The sequence below is a fragment of the Mesorhizobium sp. M5C.F.Cr.IN.023.01.1.1 genome (assembly GCF_003997585.1).
GTDB classification, from domain to species: domain Bacteria; phylum Pseudomonadota; class Alphaproteobacteria; order Rhizobiales; family Rhizobiaceae; genus Mesorhizobium; species Mesorhizobium wenxiniae.
The window spans coordinates 101,817-118,869 of the sequence record NZ_RZSU01000003.1; the positions used below are offsets into that span (position 1 = coordinate 101,817).

The window sequence follows — 17,053 nt, forward strand, 5'->3', positions numbered from 1 at the left end:
TCATCCTCTGTTTGTGTTTAGGAATTTGAGGCGCCCGGCAAGCCAGCGCAGGATCATCACCGTGATCATCAAAATGCCCCAGACCGCCGTCGCAAGATGCTGGTTTGCGCCCATCAGATTGAGTCCCGAGGACAGAAGCTGGAGCACGACCAGCGCAACGAAGACCGGGATCACTCGACCGAAGCCGCCGAACGGATTGACGCCGCCGAGAAAGCAGGCAAGCACGGTGATCAGCAGGTAAGACTCGCCGTGGCCGACACGCACCGAATTGAAGCGCGCCAGCATGATGATGCCGGCAACCGCGCACATCGCGCCGGACAATGTGTAGACGAGAACCTGCACCTTGCGCGTATTGATACCGGAATAGCGCGTGGCCTCGATATTGGAGCCGATCATGTAGGTGTTGAAGCCTAGCTTCATGCGCGTCAGCAAGACATGCCAGATCAGCACGCAAGCGATGAAGATGAGCAACGGTACCGGGATGCCAAAGATCGAACCGTAGCCGATCGCCGCGAAGAAGCCGGGAATGCCGGACACGTCGCCGCCGCGCGTCAGGAATTCGCCGAGACCGCGCAGGAAGATCATCATCGACAGCGAGACCAGGATCGGGTGAGCCTTGGTGTAGGCGATGACGAGCCCCATGATCAGCCCACTCAGTGCTCCGACCGCGATGGCAAGGACCGAGCCAAGGACAAAGGCGCCGATGCCTGCGTCGACCCCTCCCTGGCTTTGCAGTACCCAAGCCAGCGTCAGGCCGGCCATGTTGGCCGTGAAAGTGATGGCCAGGTTCAAGCCGCCGGTCAGGATCGGCAGCAGCATGGCAAGCGTGAGGAGGCCGAGTTCCGGCAGCTGGAAGGCGACCGATCCAAAGGTGGCACGGGAAAAGAAGTTCGGCGCGGCAAAGCCGAAAACGACCATGACCGCTACGAACGCGGCGAGCGGGCCTGCCAGTTCGGGGCCGAGCGCGTTGCGGGCGCGTTCAATCAAAACCGTCATGAAGGCACCCGCCGGCTTTTCAGGAACGGCAGCAGGCGTTCGATGCTGGTGTTCGAAAGGGTGATGGCGGCAAGAATAATGGCGCCGACGATCATCTTGAACGCGAAAGGCGATACACCCATCAAATTGAGTCCGTTTTGGGTGATCGAAACCAACAGAACGCCCAGAATGCAGCCGAGCACGCTGCCTTTGCCGCCGCCGAGCCGCGCACCGCCAAGGACTACGGCTGCCAGGACGTCGAGTTCGCGCCCATAAAGGGCGTTCGGCACGACTTCCTGTGCGTAATGCGCTTGGACGAGACCGGCGATGCCCGCCATCAGGCCCAGCCAGCCGAAGGCGATAAATTGCATGGCACCAATATTGATGCCGAAGCGGCGCGCGCCCTCCGGATTGTCGCCAAATGCGTAGAGCTGGCGCCCAGTGGTGGTGCGCGTGATCAATGTCCAGGTAGCGAACACGCAGACGGCCATAATGAGCACAGGTAGGGTGATTTCCGCCCAGCTGCCGTCAGCCATCTCTCGCTCGAACAGCACGACACGGTTGGTGAGCCAGTCCGGAAGATTGTAGATCGACACGCCGCCTGTGAAGAACATCAGCAAGCCGAAGAAAATGTTGAAAGTCGAAATCGTGGCGACGATCGAAATGATTCTGAACCCGTGGATCAGGAAGGCGTTGATGCAGCCCAACGCGACGCCCAATGCGCCAGCGATGATGACGCCGATAATCCAATTGCCGCCGCCGACCCAGCCGAGGACGGTCGCCGTCAGATATTGCACAACGGAGGCAGCAACCGCGAAGGAAATGTCAATGCCGCCAGCGACCAGCACGACGAGCAGGCCGACGGCGAAAATGATGTTGACCGAGCTGGTGTTCAGAAGGTCAAACGCGTTGCCGAGGGTGAAGAACCGGTCTGTGGCGAACGAAAGGAAGACGCAGATGACTGCGATAACGGCGAGCAAAGCCAGTTCCGTTGCGTGGGAGCGGACAAACCTACGCATAGACCGCCTCCTCGATCGCCTGGAGGGTCGTAGCGCCGGGTGCATATTCGCCGACAATGCGTCCCTGAGCCATGTGCAGCACACGGTCCGCGTTGAAATAGACTTCAGGCACCTCGTCCGAGATCAGGATAATGGCCAGGCCGCTGTCTGCGAGCTTGGAAACGATGTCGAAAATGCCGGCGCGCGCGCCGACATCGACGCCGACTGTCGGTGCGTCGAGGATAAGCAGCTTCGGATCAGTCGCCAGCCATTTTGCAATGGCGACACGTTGCTGATTTCCCCCTGACAGGGTCGAGATCGCGTCGTCCTGCTTTCCGATCCTGACGCCGAGATCCCTTATCCAGCGATTAACCAGAGATCGCTTGCGATCGCTCGAAATGAAACCGCCCGAAAGGATCTTGTCTAGCGAGGCGATGACGATGTTGTCGGCGATTGCCTGGGGCTGAATGAGGCCGAGCGACAGCCGGTCTTCCGAAAGATAGGCGACGCCGGCGGCGATCGCGTCACGGTTGGAACCGAAGCGAACGGGTTTGCCATCAAGGACGACAGAGCCCGATTTCGGCTTGCGCATGCCAAACAATGTCAGCGCCAGCTCGGTGCGCCCTGCCCCGAGTAACCCGGTGATGCCGAGCGTCTCGCCGCGCCGGACCGCCAAGGACACATCCTGGAATTCGCCGGGCCGCGAAAGCCCCTTAATCTCAAGCACGACCGGGCTCTTGCTCAAATCCCGATGCAGGACGGAATAGTCGAAGGTCTTGCCCGTCATCAGCTCGGTGATGCGCGATTGGGTCAGGCCTTTGGTTGGATAGACGCCTACCAGGGCGCCGTCGCGCAGCACGGTGACGCGGCTGGAGATTTCAAGAACCTCCGCCAAGCGATGACTGACGAACACAACGGCGACGCCCGACGCCGACAGATTGCGCACAATGTCCAGCAGATAGTCGGTTTCGGATTGGGTGAGCGACGCCGTCGGCTCGTCCATGAAGACGAGCTTCGCCTCGCCGACGAGGGCGCGCGCGATTGCTACGATCTGCCGCTGTGCGATGGGAAAATGGTGGAGTGCTAAATCGACATCGAGGGTAACACCAAGACGTTGCAGGGCGTTGGTCGCGACACGGCGCATTTCGGCATAGTTCACCAGCCGCGGCCAGCGGCCGATGACAGTCTGGAACGCGATGTTCTCGGCGACAGTCATCTCGGGAAACAGGGCGAGGTCCTGCCAGATGACCTGAATCCCGCCGGCCTGCGCCGTAACCGGCGACATATGGGAGTAGCTCTGGCCATCATAGTCGATCACGGCGCCCGCCTCGGGCTTGTACACGCCCGTAATGACCTTGATCAGCGTGCTCTTGCCGGAGCCGTTCTCGCCGGCCAGGCAATGCACCTCGCCCGGCAGCACCTCAAAGCTGACATTCTTCAGCGCCTTTACGCCGCCGAACGTCATGTTGATGTTGCGGAGCGACAGCAGCGGCCGTGACGCAGCGCCATCGAGTGCCTGATCAGCCATCGAGTTGAAACCCTGGACCCAATCGCGTTGACAAATCCTGCAGCCGGGCCGGCTCGAGGCCAGCCCGGCTGCCGTAGCCTTGGGAGGCTTTACAGGCCCATCGCCGCGAGATCGTCGACAGTATCCTTGTTGATGGGCACCAGCTGATCGACGATGATGTTACGGTTTTCGAAGTCGGGCTTGACTGTCCCTAGCCCTTCGATCGTATCGCCGTCCTTGATCTCGTTGCCCTTCATGAGATGGTCGGCCAGCGTGACGAAAACCTCGCCCGCCTGTTTCGGATTCCACATGAAGCCACCGGAGATCGCGTCGTTCTTGATGAGCTTCTGGCCCTGGCCCGGCGAGAACGGGCCGAGCACGAATATTTCCCCCACCTTCCGCCGCTCTTCGATTGCGCGGCCAGCGCCGATCGGGCCTTGGCTGCCGAAGGCGAGGAAGCCCTTCAAGCCGGGATTGGCGGAGATAAGGTCAAGCGCAGTGCTGCGGCTCTTGTCGACATCCTCGGCGACGCCGTAACGTTCGCCGACAAGTTTCATGTCGGGATTGTTCTTCTTCAGATACTCGATTGCGGCATCGGCCCAGGCATTGTGCAGCGGCACCGTCAGCGAGCCGACGAACACTGCATACTCACCCTTGCCGCCCATCTTCTCCGCCAGGAGCTTGGCATGAGCTTCGCCGAAGCCCGTCGCGGATGCCAGTTCGAAATCCCAGTCGGCGCCCTTCTGGCCAGGCGATTCATGCGTGATGACGATGATGCCGGCGTCCTTGGCCTTCTGCAGCACTGGCTCAAGCACTTTCGCATCGTTCGGCACGACGCCGATGACCTTGACACCCTGGGCGATCAGATCCTCGATGGCGCGAACTTGCAGTGCCGGATCAGCGCTGGTTGGGCCAACCATGAATGCGTCGACGCCGAGCTTCTGGCCGCGCTCCTTGATACCGGCCTCCATAGCGTTGAACCACGGAATGCCGCCTATCTTTACGACGACGCCGACCTTGCCGGCCTGCTGTGCCATCGCAGCGAATGATCCGCCAAGCATAAGGGTCGCGGCAAGCGCCGCGATCATGAGCTTTTTCATCTGTACTCCTCCCATAACGTTCCTAGTGGGAACACACTCGAGCCGTCGAATGACAGCGGCCGTTAGAAACCTCCCCGAAAAACGCGGGCACTTCCCATCGATTATCCACCGGTTTCCGCTTGCACAATCGATGGTGCAGATACTATTATGCATCGAGAAGCTCTCGTCAAGCGGGATATTTGCTCTAAAAGACGCGCGGGAGGGCCAGATGGATCAGCGGGTCAAGAAAAAGGCGACGATCTATGACCTGTCCGTGCTATCGGGCAGTTCGCCGTCGACCGTGAGCGCCGTGCTGAACGGCACTTGGCGCAAGCGCCGCATCAAGGAAACTACGGCGCAAACAATTCTCGGCCTCGCCGAACTCCACCAGTACACCACCAATCTGCAGGCACGAGGTTTGCGACGCTCGCGATCGGGCCTGGTCGGCCTGATGCTGCCCGTCCACGACAATCGCTACTTCTCCTCCATGGCACAGACGTTTGAGGGGCATGTGCGCAGCCGCGGCCAATGCCCGGTAGTGGTTAGCGCCAGCCGCGACCCGGACGAGGAACGGCGGACCGCTGAGACGCTGATCTCCTATTCAATCGACCAGCTCTTCATCGTCGGCGCCACCGACCCGGACGGCGTCCACGAGGTCTGCGAACCGGCGGGGCTGAGGCATATCAACATCGACCTGCCGGGAGCGAAGGCGCATTCGGTGATCAGCGACAATTATGAGGGCGCGCGGATGCTGACGGAAGCAATCATCCGCCGCTTCGGCAACGACGATCCTCTGCGGCCGGACGAGCTGTTTCTGTTTGGCGGCCGCAACGACCACGCCAGCCGCGAACGCATCGCCGCTTTCCATGCGACCAAGAAGGCGCTGCTGGGCACCGACCCTGATGACGGTGTGCAGTCCTCCGGGTATTCGCCTGATATAACTTTGCGCGCCTTCGAGGCGTATTACCAACGACATGGCAAGCTGCCGCGCGCGCTGTTCATCAATTCGTCGATCAATATGGAAGGTCTGCTGCGTTTCATGGCGGGCCGGCCGGCAGAAATGTTCAGCGAGCTCGTCGTCGGTTGCTACGACTATGATCCATTCGGCTCGTTCCTGCCCTTCCCGGTAATCATGGTGCGGCAGAATGTTGAGGCGATGATCACGAAGGCATTCGAGCTGATGGATGAACCGCCGACGGCACCGCAGACCTTCCTGATTGCGCCAGAGTTGATCCAGCCCAGGTCTGCACTGAAAGGGCCGCTGGACACTCTGAAGGATATAGCCTGAGCGTGAATAGGCGCTACAGGCGACCCCGCCGACCTCACGAGAGTGCCGCCGTCCTCACGGTGAGCCAACAAGGTGGGCGCGCAGTCGCCGGAAAAGGTCTATAGCACCGAGCTTAGAAGCGATAACGGATTCCAAGAGCGTTCGCATTAGAACCCTCCTTCATATCGCCAATTGTGCCGTCGGCGCCGGATCTATGGTGGAGCTGGTAGACAAGTTCGACATTGGGAGCTTGCCTGACTCTGAAAGAAAGCTCCGCACCAACGAAGCCGAGGAATGATGCATCGCCATCGTAGCGGATCTCGCGATCGCGCTCGATCTCGGTAGGGCCTGTAACGGCACTAAATCCAGCGGTCAGTGCGGGCGCAATCGCCAAATCACCAATGACAAGACCTTGGTGGCGAAGTCGCGCTCCGGCCCAAAGTTCGCCAGACGTATCGTCGTCCTGGCCAAATCTTATGGCCGCGCCGGTGACGCCACCAAGAACGAAACCAGCGCCTATATCGACGAGATCGCGACCGTATGCAGCTCCGATTATATAGTTGTCCGTGTAGTCGGCACCAAAAACATTGATCGTGTCCCCGAAGGCACCGCTCGCAAACACGCCACCAAAGACATAAACATCATTCTTGGTCGGCAGACCGTCTGTGAAAGGATCTTGGGTCGCAAAATAAATAAAGGGAGAATTGTCATCGGCGAGTCCAGAACTGACTGAAGTGCTCAAGATCACCGCAGCCAGGGCCGCTTGCAGTGCGTGCATAGACAAGCTCCGAATCAATCCATTTCTATGGTTGGCAATTGCACAGGGAAAAACAAGGTACGAATTGGTTTATCGCCAAAATACTGGATGCGGGTACATCCTAGTGGCTCGAACCATTCTTTAGGCTTTGCCGGGCGCGCGCAGGTGACCTTCGCCACAGGCCGTAACGGGCGCAGTCTTCGGGCGCCGGTCTAATAGTAATGGCATCAGCCTATACCAATTCACGTCCGTTGCAGCGTTCGACTGACCCGATCATCTGCTGGAGTTCCATCAACGATGGATAGGATTCCTGTGCGCCTTTTTTCCGGACGGCAATCGCCGACGCCGCGACGCCCCAGCAAGCGGCGTCGTAGGCGGACTTGCCGTCGAGCAAGGCGACGGCCATTGCCGCGATAAACGCGTCGCCTGCACCCGTCTTGTCGACCACATCGACCGACGGGGCGAGAATTTGCATTGCGTCGTGATCCAGTGCGAGAAAGCAGCCACCGCCTTCGAGCTTAACGCATGCTATCTCCACCCCGAGCGCATTCAGTTGGAGCGCCGCTCGGGCCGCATCGTCATTGGTGGCGATCGGCAGGCCAAGCAGATCCGAAGCCTCCTGCTGGTTTGGCGTAATCGCGCAGAAGCGACAGAGTTGCGACCGATCGATTTGGTCGGCGAATGTCGGGTCGACCAGGACTCTGAACCCACGTTCTTGCGCTGTCGCGAAGGCGGCATTCAGGGCTGGCAAGGGAATTTCAAAATCAGCAACGAGTATCGATCGATCAGGAGAATTCCTGATGGCTGCCACGACATGGTCAACGGCCGCGTCATTCCAGGACATGTTGGCATTGGACGCGGATAGAATGGCTTTCGTGCCATCCTTCGGAACCGCCACGATGGCAACGCCAGTCGGGACGTCGCGGGCGACGCCGACGGACCCCAGGTCGAGTTCCGCCGCCTTCAGCGGACCGACTGCGATCTCCGCGAACTGGTCGTCGCCGACGCGCCCGATAAGCCTCGTCGGAACGCCGAGGCGATGGGTGAAATACGCAACGTTGGCGGCTTTGCCGCCGGCGCGTTGGGCGAAGCCGCTGGCCCTAACTGTGCCGCCATCGCCAAGGGAGCCCTGAACGTCGAACTGCAGATCGGCATTGATGCTGCCCAGCGAGAGCACGATCGGGCGCGGCAATGAAACCTCCTCAGCCATTTCGAGCGGAAGTGAGCGACTGACCAAGAACTCGGGAACAGACGGAGGGTTCCGGGGTCGGGCCGGCGGACGCGCTGGTGCTTGTTCGATGGCCAAGGAACCCGCCGCCGACCAGATCGTTTGCGATCTGACCCCAGACTAATCGCAACGGAGGCAGACATGCTCGACATGCCGCATGCTCGCAACTGCGACGCGCACATAGCCGGTCGGCACTCCGCTCGGGCCAAAGCATGCCAAGGCCGGAGCACCCGATACTTTCCGTTCGGGCTCTAGACCAGCGTTATGCTGCGCGACGTTGACTATGTCCTGCGAAAACTCGACTGGATGCGCGCCGAAGGCATCTGGCCCAACGGCCTGCGCTATCTCTGGACCGATGCTTTTGGGGTCGTGCTCTATGTCTCGCTTTACAAGGATCTCGGCGAGGAACATTGGCTGGGTGAGGCTGAGCGGCTGGTGGCGGACGTCGAGCGTGTGCTCGGTCGTCCGCGCGGATTGAGGATCGGCGAAGCGGCAGATCGCGACGGACAGTATTTCCACTACCTGGCGATGTGGCTGTTCGCCTTGGCGCGTCTCGGCGATCTGAAACCGCAATACCGCGCGCGCGGCGTTGCGCTGGCGCGCGACATTCATCCGGCCTTCGTGATCCCCGGCCGCGGCGTGATCTGGAAAATGCAGGAGGATTTGAGCAGTCCTTATCCCGGTTACGGTCTCGGCAGTATGGACGCCTACGATGGTTACGTCTCCTACCGGATGCTCGATGAAGACGCACTGGCGCCCGAGATCGCGCAGATGCGTGACCTGATGGAGCGCGACTGGCGCACCCTCGACATCGAACAGGATCTCGGCCTCGGCATGATGCTGTGGCTCGCCCACTTCTTTCCCGCCGAGCCATGGGCCAAAGCGCAGACGAAACGTTCGCTGCGGAATTTGGAAACGATGTGGGTCGACCCGCCGGGCTATTTCAGCCGCGCGCCGTGGCTGCCCGATACGAAGTTCGCCTTCACCAATTACGGCGTGTCGCTGGGCCTGCAGGCCGCCGGCGTCTGGCCCGAGCGTATCGGGAGGTTGAACACTTTCTTCGAGAATTGGCGCTCCGGCGACGAATACGATCGCGAGGCGATCACCTGGGTGATGGCTTGCATCTCGCATCTTCCCGGTGCGTTTGTGTCTTCCGGACGGCCAAACAACAACTGAAGACGGTAAATCCGGAACGTTTTCGCGCCGGCGCGGGTTGTCGATGGAGATGCCTCGAAACGCATGGGACGCCGGTGAAATGGCCATTCTTTGTGGAAAACTGGGAAGCTGTTGGGTGGCGGCAGCCACCGCTACGAACTATCCCCCGCTCGAGGGATCGATCCATGCCGAGGCCGTTGTCGTGGGCGCCGGGATTGTCGGGCTCACGACGGCGCTTCGCCTTTGCGAGGCCGGTCGGTCGGTGATCGTCATCGAAGGCCTGCGGACAGGCGGCCAGGTGACCGGCCGCTCGACGGCCAAGATCACGACGCAGCACGCGCTGATCTATCGCCATCTCATCGAGACCTTCGGCCGGGACCTGGCGCAAGCCTATGCCGATGCGAATTCCGCCGGCGCTGTCCAGATCCGGGAATGGGTTCGCAACTATGGCATTCCCTGCGATCTCGAGGCCAAAGACGCCTATACCTACACCTGCGATGCAACTCGGCGCGCGGAGATCGTGGCCGAGGCAGAGGCCGCGCGGCAAGTTGGGCTGAACGCCGATAGTCTCGAGCGCGCGCCGCTCCCTTTCGAAACGGCCGCCGCTCTGCGTTTTTCAGACCAGGCGCAGTTCAATCCGGCGATGTATCTGGTTGGCCTGGCTCAAGCGGTGACGGCCCGTGGCGGAGGGATTTTCGAAAACAGCCGCGCGATCTCGATCGGCGAGGCAAGCCGCTGGCGCGTCGTCACCGACAGCGGCACCGTTCACGCCGAGCATGTGGTCGTCGCCACCAACATGACGGTGAAGAGCCCCGTCGGTATGGCGAACCGGACCCAGCCGCGCTGCCACACTGCCATGGCGTTTCGGATCGATGACCCTCTTGCTGTCGACGGCATCTTCATCGGCATCGACGATCCAACGCATTCCATCCGCACCGGCCGCGATGCCGAAGGCCCGCTGCTGGTCGCGCTCGGCCCCAAATTCGACACAGGCCAGGACGGCGACGTGGCGAAACGGTTCGTCGAGCTGGAACAATGGGCAAGAATGAGCCTTCCGGTTGGGGACGTTGCGTGGCGCTGGTGTAACGAGGACTATGATACGGCCGATAGAGTTCCGTATGCCGGCGAACCCGATCCGGGCAAAGCCTCCGGCTTTCATATTGCCACGGGATTCAACGCCTGGGGCATCACCAACGGAACGGCCGCGGGCACGATGATCGCGGATTTGATCTGCGCTCGGCCGAGCCCATGGCAAAAGCTCTATGATCCGGCGCGGTCTTATCCCGAGGACTTTCACAAGAATGGCGGCAGCCAATCGATTGTCTCAAGCCTCGACGACATCGTGCCCGGCATGGGCGGTGTGGTCGTCAGGGGTGACGAAAAGATCGCGGCGTGGAGAGACACTGAAGGGGTACTTCACCCGGTTTCGGCGACATGCACCCACAAGGGCTGCACCGTGACCTGGAACAACGCAGACAACACCTGGGACTGTCCTTGCCATGGGTCGATTTTCGCCGCCGACGGTTCGGTCATCCATGGCCCGGCTCGAAAACCGCTTTCGCCGGCCGTGCTGTAAGAAAGGCGGCGACTGACACGACCCGGCGTTACCGTGCGTAGGTTCCGACCAGCTCAGCCTCCTCCAGCGCGTGCTTGCGGGCTTCATTCCAGACAGACTGCACGCCCGCCTGTCCCGGCACACTGAGGCTCGGCACGTCGAGCGCGGCCAGCCGGAAATGATAATGATGGACGCCATGTCCCACCGGCGGCTGTGGGCCGTCGTAATAGGCATTGCCGAAATCGTTGGTGCCTTGCCGAAGTGCCGACGGACCTGGCTTGCCATCTTGCGCCTCGGCTAGCTCGCTGGCATCGGGCGGGATATTGAACACCGCCCAGTGCCCGAAAATCCCGCTCGGCGCGTCGGGATCCTGCACGACAAGAACAAGGCTCTTCGCATCATCCGGAACACCGGACCACTTCAGTGGCGGCGAGACGTTCTGGCCGTCGCGGGTATACCTTTCAGGGATTTTCCCGCCCGCCGGGAACGCAGGGCTGATAAGGGTGAGTGGCATTTCCATTTCCCCAATAAGAAGCACTACAGCCGAGACTAACGATATCTGGCGCTATTTCACGCCGCTTGCTGAGCTTCCGCGACGCGCCTGATTTCTGCGGGCAAGGATTCCCAAACCTTGATCATCTGCCCCTCGTCCACATGGTGAGCGAGTACCTTGGATACGACCCTGAATGCATCCTTAGAATCGACCGGTCGGGTGAATTCCAGCTCCGCCTTGATTTTGGCCAGAAACTCGTCGAGCGACCGCAACTTCTCGGGCGTCTTGGAAGGCTGATACTGGTCGTAATAGGCGCCGCGCACCAGGATCGGCAGCTGCGAGCCGAGGTGGGCTGCAAGGTCCGGCTGCATGCGGTCCCGCAGCGCGTGGAGCACCGCTCCAAGAACATGCCATGCGATCTGCCGATCCGGTCCCATCTCGGCCATGATCTCGTCGAGCCAGATGTTTGTGGTCTGCAGCGTCTTGTCGAATACGTCGAGTCCGGTGGCGCTCATCGAAGCCTCCTGTTCAACGGTTTGAATGACTCATTAGACGAAACGACCGTGGTCGGCTGTTGTTCCCGTCCCCCAAGCTTAAAGGCCATCTCTCGCGAGGGCGTGTGATCCATCCGGCCAAGCTTTCGCTCAGTGTGCTCCCGTCAAGATTTGGCCCGTCAAGATTTGGCCATGGCCACGGCGACGAAAACAGATTGTCCTTGCCTGTTGATGCGGAACAATATGGGCCTGTTCTGCTGGCGCGATTTCGTCCACTCCTCTTGGATATCCGACGGCTGTGTCACATTCCGGTTGTTGGCCGAGACGATCACATCGCCAGGCTGAAAGCCGTTTTCGGCGGCGAGGCTGTTGGGAGCCACTTCTTGCACGAATACGCCTGTGGTGTCCGGCTGGAGTCCGAGCTGCTGGCGCGCCTCATCCGGGATGGGGCTGAGCGACAATCCCAGACGCGGGTCCGCCGTTTCCGACTTTGGAACGGCGCCGGTCTGTCCCTCCTCATCGTTGCGCTGTCCGATAGTCAGAGCTATCTCCTGTTGGCTGCCTGCGCGGTTCCTTGTGAGCGTCGTTTTTGTTCCCGGCGTTTGGCTCGCAACCGCGAGCGTCAGATCGTGGACGCTCTGGATGTCCTTGCCGTCAAAGCGCGTAATCACGTCTCCCGCCTGTATACCCGCCTGCTCTGCCGGACTGCCGGGCTCGACCGAGGCCACGAGCGCTCCCTTGCTGCCGGGTATTCCAAGCGCCTCGGCAATCGAGGGCGTGATCTCCTGGAGACGCACCCCGATGAAACCGCGCTCGATCCTGCCGGTGCGGATCAACTGGTCGACGACGTTACGGGCGGTACGGGATGGTACCGCAAAGCCAATCCCTATGCTGCCACCTGTGGGAGATACGATAGCCGTGTTGACCCCGATCACTTCGCCGCGCGCATTGAACAGGGGACCGCCGGAATTGCCGCGATTGATTGAGGCGTCGGTTTGGAGAAAGTCGTCGTAAGGACCGGCATTGATGTCGCGCGAACGGGCCGAAAGCACGCCGACGGTGACTGTCCCACCGAGCCCGAACGGACTGCCGATCGCGATGGTCCATGCGCCGGGTTGTACTGCATCTGAGTCACCCCAGGCGGTCGTTGTTATGTTGGGCCGTGGGTCGATCTTCAGCACCGCGAGGTCGGTTGCCGCATCGCGGCCGACGAGCCGCGCAGGCAGCGTCTCCTTGTCGGAGAATACGACACGAATTTCGCTTGCATCGGCAACGACATGGTTGTTGGTGACGATGTACCCATCGGGGCTGATCACAAAGCCGGAGCCAAGAGCCTCTCGCACCCGCGGTTGAGCCGGTCCCAGGCCGCGGCCATCGAAAGGACTAAGAAGGTCGTTCAACGTCGCCTGGTCTTGGATAATCTGTCGGGTGGTTATTGCGACCACGGCCGGAATTTTCTCGCGCACGATTCCCGTGAAGTCGTTTGGGATTTCCTGGGCTGCGAGCGGAGCAAAGCCGCCGGCCGAGAGCATCAGAGTTCCGGCGATCAGGCAGGCGCAAAGTCTTTTGTTCAAAACCGGAAGCATGGTCTGCGACTCCTCCAGCGTTCAGTGATCAGGCACGCGACAGCTCCAGCATGAGCCAGCGGTTCACCAGCGGATCACGACAACCTTGTCGCTCCCGTTGGCGAGTTCGACAGCTTCGGTGCCGTCCGGCTTGCGGCTTTCAATCCGGGCACTTTCTACTGCTTCTATGCCAGCAATGTTGGCCGCAAAGGCCTCGTCAATCTCGGCGGCACAGACGAGGGTATCCGGCGGCAGATCCTTCACTTGGTCCATCAACTCGCGAAGCTTCATGGCGAACCTCCTTGCACGGCTACACGCCCGGATTCTTTCGGCCGCACATTCCAACCATGTCCCTCCAGAAAAGTTCCCTGACGAGATTGCGGGAATTTCACACGATGATCTCTGCGCAAGGGTCTCTCGTAGAGCCCGAGAGAACGGTCCTTGAATGCCATACTTTGAAGAAGGGCGATTTGATGTTTGCCATGCTTGGCAATGACCGCGGCGGTAACGCCGAATACGTCGTGGTCAAGGCGACGGAAGCGTCAGCAAAACCGGACGTCTAAGCCTTGTGGAAGCCGCCACCGTGCCGCTTGCCGGCATTACAGCGTGGACCGTATGAGGCGGGCCTTGTTCCCTTAAGAGGGCGCTCGAATTGCTTCTCTATACGGTCGCCACGCTCGCCGACAAAGAGCCCGGCCGGGCGAGCATGAAATCTTCACCCGGCCGCTCTGAAAGCAGGGCGTCGGCTCCACCCTCCACTGCGTTGCCGGCAATGCCACCAACATCTGGCGGCCAGTCGCTAACGAGAACGATCAAGACTTGTCGTCACCGTTCTGCGCTGTCCTCAATGCACAAACCTTGCCCTCAGCCAAGCCAGAAGTCTGTTGCCGGTAATTGTCCGGCGAACTCTGGCGGCAGCCCATCGCGCTTGCATCGTAGCACCGACGTGGCAGTGACAGACGATGTTGTGCAACTGCCAGTCACTCAGCTCGAAGAATCGCTTTGCCTCGCCGTAGGTGTCATCTTTCAGACCCATGGCGCGCAGCACCGGATCCTCATAGGCAACGGTGATCGGCGACCCCGCGCCACGCGCTACGGCACGGGCTTCAGGACTGAGATATTCGGTGCCTGAAAGCGCCCCGAGGCAACGCCGTGGATTTTGATCGAGAAGCTTTGCCCAACGCTCGATCCGCTGCGTCCGAGACATGGTCGGGTATGTCGCCGAGGGCTCAACTGTTGCAATTGTCTGCAGTTGGTCGAGTGTTTGGTGTTTCATGGTCGGCTCCTTTCAATAGGTCGAAGCGCCCACGCCCTCACAGAAGATTATTGCGCTGCGACGCGCCGACAAGGCCGGAATTGGCAATGTTAGGAGTTTGCCCCTCGCAGGGTTCGTATCAGGAACCTTCTCGGGGGCCTGCTTGTTTTGGCTAGTGAAAGGAGAACGTCATGAGCACAAAACCACCACCCGTTCCGGCAGAGAACCAGAGCCCTAAGGGTCCAGGCGATAAGAAGTCGATTCCCGTCGACCAAACGCAGCACGGCCATTCCGCCCCAAATCCCGACAAACAGGGCCAGCAGGGCAACACGAGGGTCAATACGACCCATCAAGGCTACCAGCAGGACCGTTAGGTGATTTCATGTCTACGTCGAAGAAGACCCGCGCCAGCATCCGCCATGGCGGTCCTGGCGCATCGCACGAGAATGCCAAGAAGCCGCTGGTGATAGAAAAGCCGCCAGCCGATTCCGATCAGCGCAGCCGCAGCAAGATCTCAGGCGGCGGAGGCGAACGCGACAGCCACCATACTCACGACTCGGAAAAGAAGGGGGGCGGCACCCGACCCGCACACCAAGGAAGGTGAATGTATTCACCTCCCGGCGAAGCCTGCGGCCCGGCACCTCGCATTTCTGCTGAAAATGGCGAGGTGCCAAGCATCATCAACCGGCTGACTGTGAGCGCCGCCTCGGCAGGCCCGAGTCAGGCATCCTTGCTGTGATTGCCCCCTCTAAGCGGTCCGAGGCAGAAAAAGCCTGTCGCCCGCTGGCTCGCGGCCGGCGGGCTTTCTCGTCAGCCTACCGGCTTTTTCCCGCTAGACGAGCGACACGATGCTACTTCCGGTGGAACAGGAAGCCCCTTCTGGGAGTTCATACCGTCATCAGCAGGCGCATGGACGCGCCCTTGTATGGCGCGGCAGCGCAAGAATGGGAGAACCACCATGACCCTCGGAACCATACTCATCATCATTTTGATCCTTGTCTTGCTTGGCGGGTTCAGCGGTCTGGGTGGCGGGCCGTTCTACGGCACCGGCTATTATGGTGGCGGCGGCCTTGGTCTCGTGCTACTCATCGTCATTATCCTGGTCCTTCTCGGACGCATTTAGTGCCCGCTCGATTTAGGCCGATAACTTCAGGGTGATCCTGTGTCGCGCTAGTACCTTGTCCAGGAATGTGGCGGCTGCAGGCAAAGGGGGCGCACGTGATTGTCCGGACGGAACTGAAATCGCTCAAGTGCATTATAGCCGCTCGGAAATCCACGAGAATGGCGCCATAAGTGAACTTCGTTGAACAAGCCGATGTCGGCCTCGGAGTTCCGGGCATTCCCGCTGCCGATCTGATGCAGGCACTGCCGGTCGCCATCTACACCGTCGACGGGCAGGGACGCATCACCTTCTTCAACGACGCCGCAGCTGAGCTCTGGGGCCATCGTCCCGTTATCGGTCGGGACCTATGGTGCGGTTCGTGGAAGCTTCGTCATCTCGACGGTCGGGATATGGCACATGACGAGTGTCCGATGGCCGTGGCGCTGCGCGAAGGACGGGATGTCTCATGGGATCAGGCGATTGCGGAGCGGCCGGACGGCGAACTCATCCCGTTCAGGGCTCACCCACGCCTGCTTCGCGACGAAGCGGGCAATGTTGTCGGTGCCATCAACACGCTGCTCGACCTGCGCACACAGACGCTGGGCGATGAAGCCCGCATGCGTCTTGCCGCCATTGTCGAGTCGTCGATGGACGCCATCGTCTCGAAGGACATGAATGGCATCATCACCAGTTGGAACGATGCGGCAGAACGCTTGTTCGGCTACACGCCTGCCGAGGCGGTCGGCCGGCCGGTGACGATGCTCATTCCGCCCGACCGTCTCAACGAGGAAGTCTCGATCATCAGCCGCATCCGCGCCGGCGAACGCGTCCCCTCCTATGAGACGATGCGCATGCGCAAGGACGGCACGCTCGTTTCGGTCTCGCTCACCGTCTCGCCGATCCGCGACGGGATCGGGCGGGTCGTCGGCGCCTCCAAGATCGCGCGCGACATCAGTTCTCACAAGGAGAACGAGCGGCGCATCCGTCTGCTCATGCGCGAGGTCAATCATCGGGTGAAGAACCAGTTTTCGGTCATCATCTCGATGATCCGCGAGACCAGCAGGCTGACGAGCACACCTGAGGCTTTCCTCGGGCAGGTTCGGGAGCGCATCATGGCGCTTTCGGAATCCCACGATCTCCTTGTCAATGCCGAGTGGCGCGGCGCTACGGTCGGCGAGCTCATCCAGGCACAGCTCAAGGCCTTTGCAGCGCAGTCCCGCGTGTCGATGGCCGGGCCAATGCTGATACTGCAGCCGAACGCCGTCCAGTATCTCGGTATCGCCTTCCACGAACTCGCCACCAATTCGGCAAAACATGGAGCGCTGTCCTGTAGCGGCGGACGCGTCGAAATCGATTGGAATGTGATCCCTGCCGGCGACGGCGCCGACACCTTTCGACTGGTCTGGCATGAGTTGGACGGCCCGATCCTGGATGCTGTCAGGGGGCGCGGCTTCGGAGTGGTCGTTCTCGAGCGGGTGGCGCCGCAGGCACTCAGCGGCAGCGGGCGCCTGGAGTTCCACGAGCAAGGCGTCACCTGGACGCTCGAGGCGCCGCTACCCTTCGTCCAGACGTCTGTCGCGGATAACGCGGCCGTTTGAAAGCGCCCGTGAAGCTGAACCTTCC

At 60.8% G+C, this 17,053-nt stretch carries 18 protein-coding genes; 7 read left to right on the top strand and 11 right to left on the bottom strand.

What is annotated here, in order from left to right:
- From EOA78_RS02365 to EOA78_RS02380, 4 genes are all read right to left on the bottom strand, one after another.
- Positions 1 to 996, bottom strand: a complete 996-nt coding sequence (locus EOA78_RS02365) for an ABC transporter permease (protein WP_127313699.1) — start codon at positions 994 to 996, stop codon at positions 1 to 3.
- Positions 993 to 1,994, bottom strand: coding sequence for an ABC transporter permease (locus tag EOA78_RS02370; RefSeq protein WP_127313700.1), 1,002 nt, complete (start codon positions 1,992 to 1,994; stop codon positions 993 to 995). The genes EOA78_RS02365 and EOA78_RS02370 overlap by 4 nt, the downstream gene beginning before the upstream one ends.
- Positions 1,987 to 3,501: a sugar ABC transporter ATP-binding protein gene (locus EOA78_RS02375; protein ID WP_127313701.1), complete on the bottom strand. Its 1,515-nt coding sequence runs from the start codon at positions 3,499 to 3,501 to the stop codon at positions 1,987 to 1,989. The genes EOA78_RS02370 and EOA78_RS02375 overlap by 8 nt, the downstream gene beginning before the upstream one ends.
- 89 nt (positions 3,502 to 3,590) lie before the next feature.
- On the bottom strand, positions 3,591 to 4,580 hold the full coding sequence (locus EOA78_RS02380; protein WP_127313702.1) for an autoinducer 2 ABC transporter substrate-binding protein: 990 nt from the start codon (positions 4,578 to 4,580) through the stop codon (positions 3,591 to 3,593).
- Positions 4,581 to 4,788: 208 nt separating this feature from the next.
- Between EOA78_RS02380 and EOA78_RS02385 the strand changes: the two genes are divergently transcribed.
- A complete protein-coding gene (locus EOA78_RS02385; protein WP_127313764.1) occupies positions 4,789 to 5,847 on the top strand; it encodes a LacI family DNA-binding transcriptional regulator in 1,059 nt (352 codons plus the stop codon).
- 112 nt (positions 5,848 to 5,959) lie between these two features.
- Here the strand turns inward: EOA78_RS02385 and EOA78_RS02390 are convergent, their stop codons facing one another.
- Positions 5,960 to 6,604 carry a hypothetical protein gene (locus EOA78_RS02390; protein WP_127313703.1) on the bottom strand — a complete coding sequence of 215 codons (645 nt, stop codon included), beginning with the start codon at positions 6,602 to 6,604 and terminating at the stop codon, positions 5,960 to 5,962.
- A 211-nt stretch (positions 6,605 to 6,815) separates the two neighbouring features.
- Entirely contained in the window at positions 6,816 to 7,775 is a 960-nt protein-coding gene (locus EOA78_RS02395) for a PfkB family carbohydrate kinase (RefSeq protein WP_164783607.1), read from the bottom strand.
- A gap of 300 nt (positions 7,776 to 8,075) precedes the next feature.
- Here EOA78_RS02395 and EOA78_RS02400 point away from each other — a divergent pair, with 300 nt between their 5' ends.
- Entirely contained in the window at positions 8,076 to 8,987 is a 912-nt protein-coding gene (locus EOA78_RS02400) for a hypothetical protein (RefSeq protein ID WP_127313705.1), read from the top strand.
- Positions 8,988 to 9,066: 79 nt separating this feature from the next.
- The gene (locus EOA78_RS02405; RefSeq protein ID WP_127313706.1) at positions 9,067 to 10,542 is read left to right on the top strand and encodes an FAD-dependent oxidoreductase; all 1,476 of its coding nucleotides are present in this window, start codon (positions 9,067 to 9,069) and stop codon (positions 10,540 to 10,542) included.
- A gap of 28 nt (positions 10,543 to 10,570) precedes the next feature.
- On the opposite strand, the gene EOA78_RS02410 is transcribed toward EOA78_RS02405, so the two are convergent.
- From EOA78_RS02410 to EOA78_RS02435, 5 genes are all read right to left on the bottom strand, one after another.
- A complete protein-coding gene (locus EOA78_RS02410; RefSeq protein ID WP_127313707.1) occupies positions 10,571 to 11,035 on the bottom strand; it encodes a YbhB/YbcL family Raf kinase inhibitor-like protein in 465 nt (154 codons plus the stop codon).
- A 56-nt stretch (positions 11,036 to 11,091) separates the two neighbouring features.
- Positions 11,092 to 11,529: a DUF2267 domain-containing protein gene (locus EOA78_RS02415; RefSeq protein WP_127313708.1), complete on the bottom strand. Its 438-nt coding sequence runs from the start codon at positions 11,527 to 11,529 to the stop codon at positions 11,092 to 11,094.
- A gap of 158 nt (positions 11,530 to 11,687) precedes the next feature.
- Positions 11,688 to 13,094, bottom strand: a complete 1,407-nt coding sequence (locus EOA78_RS02420) for a Do family serine endopeptidase (RefSeq protein WP_127313709.1) — start codon at positions 13,092 to 13,094, stop codon at positions 11,688 to 11,690.
- 63 nt (positions 13,095 to 13,157) lie between these two features.
- Complete coding sequence (locus EOA78_RS02425; protein WP_127313710.1) at positions 13,158 to 13,364, bottom strand: sugar phosphorylase; 207 nt, start codon at positions 13,362 to 13,364, stop codon at positions 13,158 to 13,160.
- Between the two features lie 553 nt (positions 13,365 to 13,917).
- Positions 13,918 to 14,349, bottom strand: a complete 432-nt coding sequence (locus tag EOA78_RS02435; RefSeq protein ID WP_127313711.1) for a hypothetical protein — start codon at positions 14,347 to 14,349, stop codon at positions 13,918 to 13,920.
- 170 nt (positions 14,350 to 14,519) lie between these two features.
- Here EOA78_RS02435 and EOA78_RS36810 point away from each other — a divergent pair, with 170 nt between their 5' ends.
- The 4 genes from EOA78_RS36810 to EOA78_RS02455 all read left to right on the top strand — a co-directional run bounded on the left by EOA78_RS36810 (position 14,520) and on the right by EOA78_RS02455 (position 17,028).
- Positions 14,520 to 14,702 carry a hypothetical protein gene (locus tag EOA78_RS36810; protein ID WP_127313712.1) on the top strand — a complete coding sequence of 61 codons (183 nt, stop codon included), beginning with the start codon at positions 14,520 to 14,522 and terminating at the stop codon, positions 14,700 to 14,702.
- Positions 14,703 to 14,710: 8 nt separating this feature from the next.
- Positions 14,711 to 14,932 (top strand): hypothetical protein, encoded by a 222-nt coding sequence (locus EOA78_RS36815; protein WP_127313713.1) that lies wholly within the window; start codon positions 14,711 to 14,713, stop codon positions 14,930 to 14,932.
- A gap of 354 nt (positions 14,933 to 15,286) precedes the next feature.
- Positions 15,287 to 15,451, top strand: coding sequence for a DUF3309 family protein (locus EOA78_RS02450; RefSeq protein WP_065007862.1), 165 nt, complete (start codon positions 15,287 to 15,289; stop codon positions 15,449 to 15,451).
- Between the two features lie 170 nt (positions 15,452 to 15,621).
- Positions 15,622 to 17,028, top strand: coding sequence for a PAS domain S-box protein (locus tag EOA78_RS02455; protein WP_245477101.1), 1,407 nt, complete (start codon positions 15,622 to 15,624; stop codon positions 17,026 to 17,028).
- Positions 17,029 to 17,053: the final 25 nt, after the last annotated feature.

Coding starts and splice junctions, on each gene's coding strand:
- EOA78_RS02375 (WP_127313701.1), bottom strand. CDS start 3,501: ATGGCTGATCAGGCACTCGATGGCGCTGCGTCACGGCCGCTGCTGTCG.
- EOA78_RS02380 (WP_127313702.1), bottom strand. CDS start 4,580: ATGAAAAAGCTCATGATCGCGGCGCTTGCCGCGACCCTTATGCTTGGC.
- EOA78_RS02420 (WP_127313709.1), bottom strand. CDS start 13,094: ATGCTTCCGGTTTTGAACAAAAGACTTTGCGCCTGCCTGATCGCCGGA.
- EOA78_RS02365 (WP_127313699.1), bottom strand. CDS start 996: ATGACGGTTTTGATTGAACGCGCCCGCAACGCGCTCGGCCCCGAACTG.
- EOA78_RS02415 (WP_127313708.1), bottom strand. CDS start 11,529: ATGAGCGCCACCGGACTCGACGTATTCGACAAGACGCTGCAGACCACA.
- EOA78_RS02435 (WP_127313711.1), bottom strand. CDS start 14,349: ATGAAACACCAAACACTCGACCAACTGCAGACAATTGCAACAGTTGAG.
- EOA78_RS36810 (WP_127313712.1), top strand. CDS start 14,520: ATGAGCACAAAACCACCACCCGTTCCGGCAGAGAACCAGAGCCCTAAG.
- EOA78_RS02410 (WP_127313707.1), bottom strand. CDS start 11,035: ATGCCACTCACCCTTATCAGCCCTGCGTTCCCGGCGGGCGGGAAAATC.
- EOA78_RS02405 (WP_127313706.1), top strand. CDS start 9,067: ATGGCCATTCTTTGTGGAAAACTGGGAAGCTGTTGGGTGGCGGCAGCC.
- EOA78_RS02370 (WP_127313700.1), bottom strand. CDS start 1,994: ATGCGTAGGTTTGTCCGCTCCCACGCAACGGAACTGGCTTTGCTCGCC.
- EOA78_RS02385 (WP_127313764.1), top strand. CDS start 4,789: ATGGATCAGCGGGTCAAGAAAAAGGCGACGATCTATGACCTGTCCGTG.
- EOA78_RS02390 (WP_127313703.1), bottom strand. CDS start 6,604: ATGCACGCACTGCAAGCGGCCCTGGCTGCGGTGATCTTGAGCACTTCA.
- EOA78_RS02425 (WP_127313710.1), bottom strand. CDS start 13,364: ATGAAGCTTCGCGAGTTGATGGACCAAGTGAAGGATCTGCCGCCGGAT.
- EOA78_RS36815 (WP_127313713.1), top strand. CDS start 14,711: ATGTCTACGTCGAAGAAGACCCGCGCCAGCATCCGCCATGGCGGTCCT.
- EOA78_RS02450 (WP_065007862.1), top strand. CDS start 15,287: ATGACCCTCGGAACCATACTCATCATCATTTTGATCCTTGTCTTGCTT.
- EOA78_RS02400 (WP_127313705.1), top strand. CDS start 8,076: ATGCTGCGCGACGTTGACTATGTCCTGCGAAAACTCGACTGGATGCGC.